General features: G+C 64.9%; 8 protein-coding genes. 3 read left to right on the top strand and 5 right to left on the bottom strand.

Going from position 1 to position 15,050, the window contains the following annotated elements; genetic code table 11:
- Positions 1 to 185: 185 nt before the first annotated feature.
- The gene (gene rpsB, locus JMY24_RS04640) at positions 186 to 938 is read right to left on the bottom strand and encodes a 30S ribosomal protein S2 (protein WP_006048672.1); all 753 of its coding nucleotides are present in this window, start codon (positions 936 to 938) and stop codon (positions 186 to 188) included.
- Positions 939 to 1,399: 461 nt separating this feature from the next.
- Here rpsB and map point away from each other — a divergent pair, with 461 nt between their 5' ends.
- The 3 genes from map (at position 1,400) to JMY24_RS04625 (ending at position 7,000) form a co-directional block, all read left to right on the top strand.
- Positions 1,400 to 2,209: a type I methionyl aminopeptidase gene (map, locus tag JMY24_RS04635; RefSeq protein ID WP_128595307.1), complete on the top strand. Its 810-nt coding sequence runs from the start codon at positions 1,400 to 1,402 to the stop codon at positions 2,207 to 2,209.
- 30 nt (positions 2,210 to 2,239) lie between these two features.
- A complete protein-coding gene (locus JMY24_RS04630) occupies positions 2,240 to 4,819 on the top strand; it encodes a [protein-PII] uridylyltransferase (RefSeq protein WP_201701451.1) in 2,580 nt (859 codons plus the stop codon).
- Positions 4,820 to 4,942: 123 nt separating this feature from the next.
- Positions 4,943 to 7,000 (top strand): pseudouridine synthase, encoded by a 2,058-nt coding sequence (locus tag JMY24_RS04625; protein ID WP_413231218.1) that lies wholly within the window; start codon positions 4,943 to 4,945, stop codon positions 6,998 to 7,000.
- A 145-nt stretch (positions 7,001 to 7,145) separates the two neighbouring features.
- On the opposite strand, the gene def is transcribed toward JMY24_RS04625, so the two are convergent.
- The 4 genes from def to smc form a co-directional block, all read right to left on the bottom strand.
- Entirely contained in the window at positions 7,146 to 7,679 is a 534-nt protein-coding gene (def, locus tag JMY24_RS04620; RefSeq protein ID WP_128590576.1) for a peptide deformylase, read from the bottom strand.
- Positions 7,676 to 9,742 carry an NAD-dependent DNA ligase LigA gene (gene ligA / locus JMY24_RS04615; RefSeq protein WP_201701449.1) on the bottom strand — a complete coding sequence of 689 codons (2,067 nt, stop codon included), beginning with the start codon at positions 9,740 to 9,742 and terminating at the stop codon, positions 7,676 to 7,678. Before ligA ends, def begins: the two co-directional genes overlap by 4 nt.
- Positions 9,743 to 9,934: 192 nt before the next feature.
- Positions 9,935 to 11,266 (bottom strand): cell division protein ZipA C-terminal FtsZ-binding domain-containing protein, encoded by a 1,332-nt coding sequence (locus tag JMY24_RS04610; protein ID WP_201701448.1) that lies wholly within the window; start codon positions 11,264 to 11,266, stop codon positions 9,935 to 9,937.
- Positions 11,267 to 11,383: 117 nt separating this feature from the next.
- Positions 11,384 to 14,902 carry a chromosome segregation protein SMC gene (gene smc / locus JMY24_RS04605; protein WP_201701447.1) on the bottom strand — a complete coding sequence of 1,173 codons (3,519 nt, stop codon included), beginning with the start codon at positions 14,900 to 14,902 and terminating at the stop codon, positions 11,384 to 11,386.
- Between the last annotated feature and the right edge of the window lie 148 nt (positions 14,903 to 15,050).

The raw sequence follows: 15,050 nt of genomic DNA, 5'->3' as shown, positions 1-15,050 counted from the left end.
CTTCTGTAGCACGCCGCCCGGACTTCGATACCGGCGGCAAGAATTCGTTTCAGCGTTATGCGCGTTTTTTTGCGGATAACGCGTCGGGCACCGCCCCAACCAGAGACAGCGCCCCGCTGCGACGTCGCGACTTAAAAAAAGGGGGCCTGTAGAAAGCCCCCTTTTTTGCCGGACACGGGGCAGCTTTACGCTTCCGCGTTGACCTCGACGAACTCGTCGCCGTCGTCGCCGCGTGCAGCCTGCACCACTTCGTTGACCGCATTGGCGCGGCCTTCGAGGATCGCGTCAGCCACGCCAGCCGCGTACAGAGCGACGGCCTTGCTGGCGTCGTCGTTACCCGGGATCACGTAGTCGATGCCTTCCGGCGAGTGGTTCGTATCGACCACTGCGATGACCGGCACGCCGAGCTTGTTAGCTTCGGTGACGGCGATCTTGTGGTAGCCGACGTCGACCACGAAAATCGCGTCCGGAATGCCGCCCATGTCCTTCACGCCGCCAATCGACTTTTGCAGCTTGGCCATTTCGCGTTCGAACAGAAGCGCTTCCTTCTTGCTCATGCGTTCCGTTTCACCTGCTTCCAGCGCTGCTTCCATGTCCTTCAGGCGCTTGATCGAAACCTTCAGCGTCTTGAAGTTGGTCAGCATGCCGCCGAGCCAGCGTGCGTTGACGTACGGCATGCCGGCGCGCTGCGCTTCCTGAGCGATCGTGTCGCGCGATTGACGCTTCGTGCCGACGAACAGGATCGTGCCGCGGTTCGCTGCCAGTTGACGCGCGTACTTCAGCGCGTCGTTGTACATCGGCAGCGTCTTTTCGAGGTTGATGATGTGAATCTTGTTGCGATGACCGAAAATGAAGGGGGCCATCTTCGGGTTCCAGAAGCGCGTTTGGTGACCGAAGTGGACACCGGCTTCCAGCATTTGACGCATGGTAACTGCCATGAAAATCTCCGCGAGGGTTGGGTCTTAAGCCGGCTGCCGTATCCGCCGCGCTGCCAGGTCAAGTCTTGCCTGGCTACGCGCCGCGAACACCCTGGGTGCGCCGGCTTGCGAGTCTGCTGCCCGATACTGCTTCTTCCCGTGGCTCGGGCAGCAAGTGCCATGGGAAGCGTCAACCCCATCCGCTTGAACGCTGCCTACTGTCGTGAGGCAGCCGCAAGAGAGGGATCGACTCAGCCAAAGATTATAGCATGCGACTATCGGCCGACTCAACCTGCCTGGTGCTCCCGCTCGCTACCGCGGGTTGCACCCGGGCGCTCGCCGCCGCATCGCGCGCCACTGCAAAGCCATGAATGGCGCGGCGCCGCTCCTGGCGCAAAAGCCGTCTGACGAGCGCCAAAACGCTGCGGCACCGGGAATATGGTGCGATAATCCCGGAATAAATCGCATTTCAGGCCCGACTCATGGCTATCACGCTCAAAAACGAACACGATATCGCGCAAATGCGCGTCGCTTGCAAACTTGCGAGCGAAGTGCTCGATTACATCACGCCGTTCGTCGCCGCCGGCGTCACGACCGGCGAACTCGACCGCCTGTGCCACGAGTACATGCTGAAGGAACAGGGCACGGTCCCCGCGCCGCTGAACTATCAGCCGCCCGGCTATCCGCCCTACCCCAAGGCCACCTGCATTTCTGTCAACGACGTGATCTGCCACGGCATTCCCGGCGACAAAACGCTCAAGAATGGCGACGCGCTGAACATCGACATCACGGTGATCAAGAACGGCTATTTTGGCGATACGAGCCGGATGTTCATCGTGGGCGAGGGTTCGATCCTTGCCAGACGGCTCGTTCAGACCACTTTCGAGTGCATGTGGCTCGGCATCGACCAGGTGCGCCCGGGTGCTCATCTCGGTGACATCGGCTATGCGATCCAGAAGCACGCCGAGGCGCACGGCTACAGCGTGGTGCGTGAATATTGCGGCCACGGCATCGGCACGGTGTTCCATGAAGACCCGCAGATTCTGCACTATGGCCGTCCCGGCACGGGGCTCGAACTGCAAGCCGGCATGATTTTCACGATCGAGCCGATGATCAACGCCGGCCGCCGCGACATCCGCACCATGCCCGACCAGTGGACGGTCAAGACCAAAGACCGCAGTCTCTCGGCGCAATGGGAGCACACGGTGCTCGTGACGGAAACCGGCTACGACGTCCTGACCGTCTCCGCCGGCACGCCCGCGCGCCCGCCGGTGGTCGCCGCCACGGCCTGACCGATTTCGCCCCCTGACCGCCAGCCGCCCATGAGTAGTGTTCCAGCCGTCGCCCCGTCCCATGCCAGGTCGCTCAAGGCGGACTACAAAGTGGCCAAAGCCCAGTTGCTGGAACGCTTCAAGACCGCCACCAACGTGGAAGCGTTGATGGCGGCGCTTTCGCGCACCACCGACGACTCGCTGCGCGCCGCCTGGAACACCTGCGAACTGCCCGCCGATCTTGCGCTGGTCGCAGTGGGAGGTTATGGCCGCGGCGAACTGGCGCCGCATTCGGACATCGACATCCTCGTGCTGCTCCCCGATGCGCCGCTCGAGCACCTGGAAGCCCGCATCGAGCGCTTCATAAGCCTTGCGTGGGATCTCGGGCTGGAACTCGGCAGCAGCGTGCGCAGCGTTTCGCAGTGTCTCGAAGAAGCCGCCAACGACGTGACCGTGCGCACGTCGCTGCTGGAAGCGCGGCGCATTACGGGCAGTGCGGCGCTGTTCGACGACTTCGTAAAGCGTTATCGCGAGGCGCTCGACCCGAAAGCGTTTTTTCAGGCCAAAGTGCTGGAAATGCGCCAGCGCCACGCCAAGTTTCAGGACACGCCTTACGCGCTGGAGCCCAACATCAAGGAAAGCCCGGGCGGACTACGGGATCTTCAGCTGATTCTATGGATCACCCAGGCGGCCGGTTTCGGGAGCAGTTGGCGCGAACTCGAAGCGCGCGGCCTGATCACGGAGCGCGAAGCACAGGAACTGCGGCGCAACGAAGGCTTCCTGAAGTCGCTGCGCGCCCGGTTGCACGTCACCGCCGGGCGTCGTCAGGATATTCTGGTGTTCGACCTGCAAACGCCGGTGGCGGAAAGTTTCGGCTACAAACCCACCGCCACCAAGCGCGCGAGCGAGCAGCTGATGCGCCGTTATTACTGGGCGGCCAAGGCGGTCACGCAGCTTGCCACGATTCTGATCCAGAACATCGAGGCGCAGCTTTTCCCGAGCACGAGCGGCATTACTCGGGTGCTGTCGGACCGCTTCGTCGAAAAGCAGGGCATGCTCGAAATCGCGAGCGACGATCTGTTCCAGCGCGAGCCGAACGCGATTCTCGAAGCGTTCCTGCTGTATGAGCAGACGCCGGGCGTCAAGGGTCTGTCGGCACGCACGCTGCGCGCCATCTACAACGCACGCGAGGTGATGGACCAGCACTGGCGGCGCGATCCGGAAAACCGGCGCCTCTTCATGGACATCCTGAAGCAGCCGGCCGGCATCACGCACGCGTTGCGCCTGATGAACCAGACGAGCGTGCTGGGGCGCTACCTGCTCAACTTCCGGCGCATCGTCGGACAGATGCAGCACGACCTGTATCACGTCTACACCGTCGACCAGCACATCCTGATGGTGCTGCGCAATCTGCGGCGCTTCGCGGTCGCCGAACACGCGCATGAATATCCGTTCTGCAGCCAGTTGATCGTGGGCTTCGACCGGCCGTGGGTGCTGTACGTCGCGGCGCTGTTTCACGATATCGCCAAGGGTCGCGGCGGCGACCACTCCACGCTCGGCATGGCCGACGCGCGGCGTTTCTGCCGCAATCACGGCATCGAGGGCGAAGACGGCGAACTGGTGGTCTGGCTGGTGCAGCAGCATCTGACCATGAGCCAGGTCGCACAGAAGCAGGACACGAGCGACCCGGAGGTCATCAAGCGTTTCGCTGAACTGGTCGGCAACGAACGGCGTCTGACCGCGCTGTATCTGCTGACGGTGGCCGACATCCGCGGGACCAGTCCGAAAGTCTGGAACACGTGGAAGGGCAAGCTGCTGGAAGACCTGTACCGCGCGACGCTCGCGGTGCTCGGCGGCGCGCGTCCGGACGCGCATTCGGAACTGGAATCGCGTCAGGAAGAGGCGCTCGCGCTGCTGCGCCTCGAGACGGTGCCGGAAGGCGCGCAGAAAGCGCTGTGGGACAAGCTCGACGTCGGCTACTTTCTACGCCACGACGCGGCGGACATCGCATGGCAAACGCGCGTGCTCTACCGTTACGTCGAGACGCCCACGCCGATCGTTCGCGCCCGCCCTTCGCCGATCGGCGAAGCGCTTCAGGTGCTCGTGTACGTGAAGGACCAGCCGGATCTGTTCGCCGGCATTTGTGCGTATTTCGACCGCAACGGCCTGTCGGTGCTCGACGCGCGGGTCAGCACCACGCGTCACGGGTATGCGCTCGATAATTTCCTCGTCGCGCATACCGAAGAAGACGTGCATTATCGCGACATTGCCAATCTCGTCGAGCAGGAACTGACCGCGCGCCTCACCGGCGACGGCACCTGGCTCCCGGGGCCGTCGAAGGGCCGTTTGTCGCGGCTGTCGCGGACCTTCCCTGTTACACCGCGCGTCGATCTTCGGGCCGACGAGCGCGGCCAGTACTACATCCTGTCCGTGTCGGCGAACGACCGGCCAGGCCTTCTTTATTCGATCGCGCGCGTGCTGGCCGAACACCGGGTCGGCGTCGCGTCGGCGCGGATCAACACGCTCGGCGAACGCGTCGAAGACGTGTTTCTGCTGGATGGACACGGTCTGTCGGACAACCGCCTGCAAATTCAGGTCGAGACGGAACTGCTGCGCGCGATTGCAGTGTGAGATTTCATGCGAGTCAAATTAACAGCCAAGCACCCGCGGCCGGTTTCGTCCGAACGCGCCCCTGTCCGTAGCGGCAGCACGTCGGCGCGTAAGCCGACACGGCCGGCAGGACCGAAATCGTCGATGGCTGGCCCGAGCGGCCCGCGAGGCGAAGGCGCGGGCACGTCGTCCAGCGGCAAGCGTCCGGCTGGCGCGGGCGGGCGGACGCCGCGCCCTCCCCGCGAGGAAGGCTCGTTTTCCCGCGAGCGCGACGCGGGCGGAGCCGGCGGCGCACGGCGCGCGACGTCTGACCGGCCGCCGCGCCGCGAAGGCGCGGGCGCGCCTGCGCGGCGCTTTGAAGGAAGCGGCGAGCGTGGTCCGCGGCGTGAAGGTGGTGAGCGCGCGCCGCGCAGATTCGAAGATGGTGGGGAACGTGCGCCGCGCCGGTTTGAAAATCGCTCGGCTGGGGACGAGCGGGCGCCTCGTGGCGCTGGCGGCGAGCGCGGTGAACGCGCGCCGCGTCGTTTTGAGGATCGGACGGGTGGTGGCGACCGTGCCGAACGCGCACCGCGCCGGTTTGAGGATCGGACGGGTGGTGGCGACCGTGCGCCCCGCCGCTTCGAAGACCGTGCGGGTAACAGCGAACGGTCGCCCCGTGGCCCTGGTGGCGAACGCGCTGAACGTGCCCCGCGCCGATTCGAAGATCGCGCGGGCAGCACCGACCGTGCGCCCCGCCGCTTCGAAGACCGTGCCGGTAACAGCGAGCGGTCGCCCCGTGGCCCGGGCGGCGAACGCGCTGAACGCGCCCCACGCCGTTTCGAAGATCGCGCGGGCAGCACAGACCGCGCCCCCCGCCGCTTCGAAGGAAACGCGGATCGCGGCGCCCCGCGCAGCTTCGACGGCAATCGGACACCGCGCCGGGACGACGGCGAACGCCGTCCGTTCAGCGGCCCGCGAGCGGGAGCAGGCCGTCCCTCGGAAGGCGGCCAGCGCGGTGAGCGTCCGATGCGCGGTGAACGCGACGCCTCCGACCGCCCCCGCTTCAGCGCAGACCGTGGCGCCTCGCAAGAGCGCCGCGGCGGCGAGCGCGGACCGCGCAGCGACAGCGCGCCGCGACGCGTAGAGGGCGAGCGCGGCGAGCGAAGCTTTGCAAAGCCCGTCAAGAGCGGCTACGGCGACCAAGCCGATCGTCCGGTCCGCGCGCCTCGTGGCGAACGAGGCGAACGCGCACCGGCTCGCCGCGAATTCGGCGACCGCGCCGCGACGCGCACGGACCGTGCAGAACGGCCGGCGCGCAGCTTCGACAAGGCACCGGCCGCCGAACGCCGTTTCACCGGCGACCGCCCCGCCCGAGCCAGCAAGCCGCGCGGCGTCGCTCCGGCCGAACACCGCCCGCACGCAGAGGCTGCCCCGCGCACGCCGCGTCGCGATATCGAGGATGCGCCCGGCACCTTGCGCCTGTCCAAACTCATGTCCGAACTGGGCCTGTGCTCGCGCCGCGAAGCCGACGAATGGATCGAGAAAGGCTGGGTGCTCGTCGACGGCGAACGGATCGACACGCTAGGCACGAAGGTTCGCCCCGATCAGCGGATCGAGATCGATCCCGCTGCCGAGGCCGTGCAAGCAAGCCAGGTCACGGTGCTGATCCATAAGACTGTCGGCTACGTGTCGGGCCAGGCGGAAGACGGCTATCAGCCGGCCATCACGCTCGTCACGCCGGAGAATCGCTGGGAAGGCGACCACTCGGACATTCGCTTCTCCGTCGCGCATCTGCGTCAGCTCGCGCCGGCCGGGCGTCTGGACATCGATTCGACAGGCTTGCTGGTGTTGACGCAGGACGGCCGCATCGCCAAGCAGCTGATCGGCGGCCATTCCGAGATCGACAAGGAATACCTGGTGCGCGTCGCCTACGGCGAGCACACGGTCGACGTCGAAAATCACTTTCCGCCGGAAAGCCTCGCGCTCTTGTGCCACGGTCTTTCGCTCGACGACGTGCCGCTCAAGCCCGCGCAGGTCAACTGGCAAAACGGCGAGCAGTTGCGCTTCGTGTTGCGCGAAGGAAAAAAGCGCCAGATTCGCCGGATGTGCGAACTGGTCGGCCTTGAAGTCATTGGCCTCAAGCGTGTACGTATGGGCCGTGTGATGCTTGGCGCGCTACCGCCAGGGCAGTGGCGCTACCTCGCAGCGGACGAGTCGTTCTGACGCCCGCCAGCAAGCTCAGAGGCTCCGCGATCGACCGCTTCGCTCGATCTTGAAGCGCATCGAGCGCCGTAGCGGCCCAACAAAAAACCCACGCAATTGCGTGGGTTTTTTTATTACCACCGCGCGGCATCGACGAACGGCCGCATCAATCGTCGATATTCGGATCCATGTCCGGAAACAGCACTTCTGTATAGCCAAACTTGGCGAAGTCGGTGATCCGCATCGGATACAGCTTGCCGATCAGGTGATCGCATTCGTGCTGTACGACGCGCGCATGGAAACCTTCGGCGACGCGGTCGATCGGCGTGCCGTACTGGTCGAAGCCGTGATATTTGATCATCGAAAAGCGGCTGACCGCGCCGCGCAGGCCCGGAACAGACAGGCAGCCCTCCCAGCCCTCTTCCATATCCAGCGAAACCGGCGTGACGGTCGGATTGATCAGCACCGTTTCCGGTACCGGCGGCGCGTCCGGATAGCGTTCGTTGCTGCCGAACCCGAAGATCACCACCTGCAGATTGACGCCAATCTGCGGCGCGGCGAGCCCCGCCCCGTTCGCGTGGTGCATGGTCTCGAACATGTCCTTCACGAGCTCATGCAACTGCGGCGTGTCGAAGTGATCGACCGGATCGGCAATGCGCAGCAGGCGCGGATCGCCCATCTTGAGAATTTCGCGGATCATAACTGCCCCTCCAGGAGCTTACGCATACCATCTTCGTCGAGTACGGGAATGCCGAGTTCCTCGGCCTTCGCTAACTTGCTGCCTGCTTCGGCCCCCGCCACCACATAGTCTGTTTTCTTGGACACCGAGCCGGCCACTTTCGCGCCGGCCGCTTCGAGCATTTCCTTGGCCTCTTCGCGAGCGAGACTCGGCAAGGTACCCGTCAACACAACGGTCTTGCCGGCCAGCATGCCCTGCGGCGCCTTCGGCGCGGGCGGCCCTTCGGGCCACGTGACCTTGCCCGGCGCGCGCAGCTGTTCGATCACCGTGCGGTTATGCTCTTCGGCGAAAAACTGGTGAATGGATTCGGCGACGACCGGCCCAACGTCGTTCACCTCCAGCAATTCTTCCACCGAAGCTTCCATGATCGGGTCGAGCGAGCCGAAGTGTTTCGCCAGATCTTTCGCCGTGGATTCGCCGACATGGCGGATGCCGAGCGCGTAGATAAAACGGGCAAGCGTAGTGTGCTTGGCCTTCTCGAGCGAGTCGAGCAGGTTCTGCGCGGACTTGTCGGCGAAACGGTCGAGCTCTGCGAGCGTCGAGAAGCCCAGGTTGAACAGATCGGCGGGCGTGCGCACCAGATTCTGTTCTACCAGTTGGTCGATGATCTTCTCGCCCAGCCCGTCGATGTCCAACGCGCGCCGCTGCGCGAAGTGCCACAGCGCCTGCTTGCGCTGCGCCGGACAGAACAGGCCGCCGGTGCAACGCGCAATCGCCTCGTCGGGCAGCCGTTCGATGTTCGAGCCGCACACCGGACAATGCGTGGGCATCACAAATTCGTGTGCGTCATCCGGGCGACGCTCGATGAGCGCGCTCACCACTTCCGGAATGACGTCGCCCGCGCGCCGCACGATCACGGTGTCGCCGATACGGATGTCCTTGCGGCGCACTTCGTCTTCGTTATGCAGCGTGGCGTTCGTGACCGTCGCGCCGCCGACGAACACGGGCTCGAGGCGCGCCACCGGCGTGATCGCGCCGGTGCGCCCGACCTGCACGTCGATCGCGACCAGTTTCGTCAACGCTTCCTGCGCCGGGAATTTGTGCGCGAGCGCGAAACGGGGCGCACGCGACACGAAGCCGAGCGCGTCCTGCTCGTCGCGCCGGTTGACCTTGTACACCACGCCGTCGATGTCGTACGGCAGCTTGTCGCGCTTCTCGCCGACCGCATGGAAAAACGCGAGCAGACCTTCGGCGCCCTTCACGACCGCGCGCTCCGCATTGACCGGCAAGCCGAGTTCCTTGTACCAGTCGAGCAGTTCGCTATGCGTGGCCGGCACTTCGACGCCTTCGAGCACGCCGATGCCATACGCAAAAAACGACAGTGGCCTTTGCGCGGTGATTTTCGAATCGAGCTGACGCAGGCTACCCGCCGCGGCATTGCGCGGATTGGCAAACTCCTTGTGACCCGCGGCGCGCTGGCGTTCGTTCAGACGCTCGAAGTCACGTTTGAACATTAGCACTTCGCCACGCACGTCGAGTATGTGCGGCACGCGCTTGCCCTTGAGTTTCAGCGGAATGGAGCGAATCGTCCGGACGTTTTCAGTGACGTTCTCGCCAGTCGTGCCGTCGCCGCGCGTGGCGGCCTGCACGAACACGCCGTCCACATAGCGCAGCGAGATCGCGAGGCCGTCGAACTTCAACTCGGCCGCGTAGTCGACCGGAACCGGCGGCTCCTTCGCATTGTTACCGAGTGCGTCGCCCACGCGCTTGTCGAACGCGAGAATGTCTTCGTCCGCGAAACCGTTGTTCAGTGACAGCATGGGCTGGTCGTGGACGACCGGCTCGAACCCGCTCGCCGCCTCGCCACCCACGCGCTGAGTGGGCGAATCAGGGACGATCAGATCGGGATGCTCCGCCTCGATGCTCTCCAGCTCCTTGAACAGCCTGTCGTACTCCGCGTCCGGCAAGTCCGGCTGGTCGAGCACGTAGTACGCGTAATTGGCGCGTTCGAGTTCCGCGCGCAGCCACGCGGCCCGCTTGGCCGGAGCGCTGGTTGCTGGATCTGAGACGGGAGTTCGAGCCATGCTGTAGGGCGCTTCTTCAGTGAAATTGGACAGTGGATTATCGCAGGAAGCGTGCCCCTTTACATCGGCCGAATGGCCAGCTTGCGGACCGGAGCGCGAGTATGCGAAAGTCGGCGCCGCGACGCTTCAGAACGACAACGGCCGCGCATCGCGCGGCCGTTGTCGTTCTGAAGGCGTCTGGAAACGCGGCGGTTACTGACTGAACAAACGCCGCGTGGCCGGTGAGCCTGCAGGAATGCCGGCCTGTTCGAGCTTCGCGTAAAGCGTCATCAGCTGCTTTTCGATGGCGAGCAATGCGGTCTCCGGCAACGGACGACGGCCGTCGTCCACCACCCGCCCGCCGATGCGCTCCGCCAGCGACTTCGCGTAGTCGCACATCAGACGGAACGGCAAGATGTCTTCGTCGGCCACCGGCACGTCGAGCACCAGCGTGATCATCTGGCCGCCCTTGTACGTGAGGTCGTCGCGCAAGAAGTTCGTGTCGCCGAATTGCAGCATGAACACGGGACTCTGGCGCGCGTCCAGCTTGACGAAGCGCGTGCCGTCGCGCGAGAGCAGCAAGCCGTCTTGCGATGCCACGGCTTGCACGTAATTGGCCGACCAGGGCGCGCCGTCGGAGAGCACATTGATCGACAACTGCGCGTCGCACTGTGCGGCGAAACCGTCAAGCTCACGCGCCATCGCGACTGTTTCGAGCATGTCGGGAAATTCCGGCGATGCGTCGATTGCGTCGGCGAACTGCTGCACGCCCGTCACGAACTCGGAGAACTCGAGTTCGTTCAGCGCACCGCTGCGATTGGCCAGTTGCGCGGCCGCGCGCAGCTCTTCATAACGCGCGCCGTTTTGCAGCAACTCCCACGCGCCGCCCTCCAGCTTGCCTTCGATATGCACCGGCTTGCTGCCGGCGCGGCGCAGACGCTGCGCAAGCGGAATCACCTTGTCGCCCGCAACCGGTCCGTTCAGACGAATCGGCACGATGCAGTCGATGCGGCGATCGACGATAGCCGGCGGCGCGGACGAAATCGTCGTGGCAGCCGGCAGAATCGGCTCGATCTGCTCGTCGGTTTCGCGCGAGGTGGTGCTCGCGGGTTGTTGACCTGCTGCTGCCGCTGCGTCCTTGTCAGCGCCGGCACCTGCCCCGCCCTTAGTGCCGCCTTCAACCTCGGCATCGTCGCCGTCCGACAGATAGCCGTTCGGTGTGGTCGTCTCGGCCTGAATGTCGGCCGGCGTATCAAGCGGCGCGGCGCCTACCGGTACGCCAAAAGTCGGCTCGACGCGGGCCGACGCCGTATCGGCAGACGACTCCGCGCCCACTACCGGCTCGCGGCGCGTAGTGGGCCGAGCCGGTTCGATGAACGGGCTCTGCTCCTGATGGTCCTCGCGCGCAAAATTCTCCGCGGCGTCCGCGGGCATGGGCCGCGGCATCTTGCGGCGCACCTTTGCACTCTGCCACGCGTTGTACACGACCACGCCCCCGACCACCACGGCACCCGCGCCGATCAAACCGAGTGTCAACTCGTCCATGCATGCTCCATCAGCAATTCTTTATCTGCGCGGCCTCTCGCCCGCCCCACGTATCGCGCGGCCACTGGCCGCAGCGCTGAACGCGGGCGCCCGCGCTTCCTTGATTCAAACGAAAACTTAAACGATATTCTGGGCGAAACCCGCAGCCGTTTCCATGTCGACGGCAACGATGCGCGACACGCCCTGCTCCTGCATCGTCACGCCGATCAGTTGCTGCGCCATTTCCATCGCGATCTTGTTGTGCGAGATGAAAAGGAACTGGGTTTTGTCCGACATCGCGCGTACCAGGTTCGCGAAACGTTCGGTGTTGGCGTCGTCTAGCGGCGCGTCCACTTCGTCGAGCAGACAGAACGGCGCGGGATTCAACTGGAACATCGCGAACACGAGCGCGGTTGCCGTCAGCGCTTTTTCGCCGCCCGACAGCAAGTGGATCGTCGAATTTTTCTTGCCCGGAGGCTGCGCCATCACCTGTACGCCGGCGTCGAGAATCTCGTCGCCGGTCATGATCAGCTTCGCCTGGCCGCCGCCGAAGAGACGAGGGAACAGTTCGCCGAAATGACGGTTCACTTCGTCGAACGTGCCTTGCAATAGCGTGCGCGTTTCCGCGTCGATCTTGCGGATTGCGTCTTCGAGCGTCTCGATCGCGCTCGTCAAATCGGCCGATTGTGCGTCGAGGAACGACTTGCGCTCGGTGGCCGCCTTGAGTTCGTCGAGCGCGGCCATGTTGACCGGACCGAGCGCGGCGATCGCGTTGTTGATGCGCGTGACTTCGCCCTGCAGATACGACGGCTTCATGTCCGGCGTGAGCTTGGCCTGCAGCTCCGCCTCGTCAACGCCCGCTGCCGCCAGTTGCTCGATGAACTGCTCGCCGTTCAGCCGCGCGGCCTGTTCCTTCAATTGCAATTCGTTGATGCGGTCGCGCAGCGGTTGCAGCGCGCGCTCGGCGGTGAGACGCGTTTCGTCGGCGGCGCGCAGCTTGGCGGTCAGGTCGTCCAGTTCGAGACGCGCCGCGTGCAACGCCTCTTCCTTGACCGCGCGAATGTCGAGCGCGTCCTGCAAGCCTGTATGAGCGGTCTGCTCGTTGATGGTTTCGAGTTCGGCGCGCGCGTCTTCGAGCGACGCCGCCACGCGCTCGCTCTGCTCGTGCGCGACCTGAATGCTGCGCTTCAATTCGTCGATGCGGTTCGCCATGTTGCGCGCGGCGAAGCGCGCGTCGGTCGCGGCCCGGTCGAGATCGCGTGCCTCGCCGCGTGCAGCGGCAAGCGCTTCGTCGAGCGCCTCGAAAGCCAGTTGATGGTCTTCGAAACGCGCCTGCAATTCCGCGAGTTCGCCGTCGTAACGCTCGAAATTGGCTTCGGATTCCGCACGCATCGCACGTTGCTCTTCGATCTGTGCATTGATCTCTTCGAGCTCTTCGCGAATCTGCGTGCTGCGCTGCGTGTAACGCTCGTGCGCCTGCGTGAGCTTGAGCACGTCGAGTTGCAACGCATGCACGCGCTGGGTCGCGCGCTCGGCCTGCTGACGCACGTCGGTCAGCGCCTGCGCCGCCTGCGTGTGCGCGGCTTCGGCGCGGATCGCGGCAGCCTTCGCTTCGTCGGCGAGCAGTGCTTGTGCGCGCACCTGACGCGCGAGATTTTCGATTTCCTGCTGACGGGCCAGCATGCCGGCCTGTTCCGAATCGGCGGCATACAGCTGCACGCCGACGCGCGTCACCACGTGCCCCGCCTTCACCACAAACGAGCCGCCTTCCGGCAGTTGCGAGCGCATGCTGAGCGCCTGCTGCAGGTCGTCGGCGACGAACGCAAGGCCGAGCCAGTCGTTCAACACCGCACGGATGCCCGCGTCGTCGATACGAACGAGCGACAGCAGCGGCCGCAGAGCGGGCGACGCCGCGACCGGCTGACCGGCGACAGGCGGTGCGTAGAACGCCAGCTTGGCCGGCGGCGCGTCGGTAGCGAACGCCTTGACCCAGTCGAGATTCGATACTTCGAGCGCGGCGAGCCGCTCGCGCAGCACGGCTTCGAGCGCGGCTTCCCAACCGGGCTCGACGTGCAGCTTCTTCCAGAGTCGCGGCAGGCCGCCCAGCTCGTGCTTTTCGAGCCACGGCTGAATCTTGCCTTCGGTCTGGACGTTTTCCTGCAACTGCTTGAGCGCGGCAAGGCGCGCGTCGAGCTGATGAATCTGCGCGCTTTCCGCCTGCACGCGCTCCTGCGCGGCACGCCGTTCGGCGTCCAGACGAGGCAGCGTTTCCTGCGCATCGGCAAGGCGCGTCTGCGCGTCGTGCAAAATCTCTTCGTGCTCCGCGAGTTGCATGCGCAACTCTTCGAGCTGTGCTTCGTCGGGTGCGTCGAGGCCGCCTGCTTCCGCCTTCAGCCGCTCGTGACGCTGCTGCAACTGCTGCAACTGCTGATCGGCATTGCGCTGGTGCGCCGCTTCCAGCTTGAGCGCCTGTTCGGTCTGCGCGATGCCGCCGCGCTCCGCGTTCAGTTCGGCTTGCGCATCGCGCCAGCGCGCTTCGAGCGCGGGCATTGCGTCGTGCTTCGCGGCGGCTTCTTCTTCGGCGAGCGCGGCCTTTTCTTCGGCGACGGCGAGTTGCTCCTCGGCATCTTCGAGATCGCCTTGCGCTTTTTCAGCCTGCGATTGCCACTGTTCACGCTGCGCGGTCAGCGCAGCGATTTGCGCCTGCACGCGGTTACGCGATTCGACGATGAACTTGATTTCGGCTTCGAGCCGGCTCACTTCGGCATTCGCTTCGTAGAGCGCGCCCTGCGCGCCCTGCATGGCGTCGCTCGCCGAATAATGCGCGACGCGCAGCGTTTCGAGTTGCGCTTCGACTTCGCGCAGCTTCGCCGTTTGCGCTTCGAGGTCGATCTGCGCCTGTTCGATGGCGCGCTGCTGACGTTCCTGCTCGCTGCCAGCCTCGTTCTTGCGCAGCAGCCATAACAGGCGTTGCTTCTCTTCGCCGTCGGTTTGCAGTTCCTTGTAGCGCGTGGCGACCACCGCCTGCGCTTCGAGCTTCTCGAGGTTCGTGCCCAGTTCGCGGACGATGTCCTCGACCCGCGTCAGATTCTCACGCGTGTCGTGCAGACGGTTCTCCGTCTCGCGGCGGCGTTCCTTGTATTTGGAGACGCCCGCGGCCTCTTCGAGGAAGACGCGCAGTTCTTCGGGCTTCGCTTCGATCAGGCGCGCGATCATGCCTTGTCCGATGATCGCGTAGGCGCGCGGGCCGAGACCCGTGCCGAGGAAGATGTCCTGAATGTCGCGGCGACGCGCCGGCAGATTGTTGATGTAGTAGCTAGACGTGCCGTCGCGCGTGAGCACGCGCTTCACGGCGATCTCGGCATACTGGCCCCACTGCCCGGCGGCACGCCCGTCGGCGTTGTCGAACACGAGTTCGACGCTGGCGCGGCTGCCCGGTTTGCGCGCAGTCGAGCCGTTGAAGATCACGTCCTGCATCGACTCGCCGCGCAGCTCCGAGGCGCGCGATTCGCCGAGCACCCAGCGTACGGCGTCGATGATGTTGGACTTGCCGCATCCATTGGGTCCGACCACGCCGACTAGCTGGCCCGGAACCTGGAAATGCGTGGGATCGACGAATGACTTGAATCCAGCGAGTTTGATCGAGGTCAGACGCACGGCGATTTCGCTGTTTGAAAGGGAGAAAAAATAGGTGGCTCACGAAGGCCGCATGAGCCGTCCGCCGCTGCAGCGATGCGGCCCGCGCTCCTTGCCAGCCCTCGAGACATGGGTGCCGGCTGCACGCGCACCGCGCATGCGCCAGCTA

The sequence above is a fragment of the Paraburkholderia kirstenboschensis genome (assembly GCF_904848585.1).
Taxonomy (GTDB): Bacteria; Pseudomonadota; Gammaproteobacteria; order Burkholderiales; family Burkholderiaceae; genus Paraburkholderia; species Paraburkholderia kirstenboschensis.
Note: the sequence above shows the minus strand (reverse complement) of the source record. Positions and strands in the feature narration are given on the sequence as shown.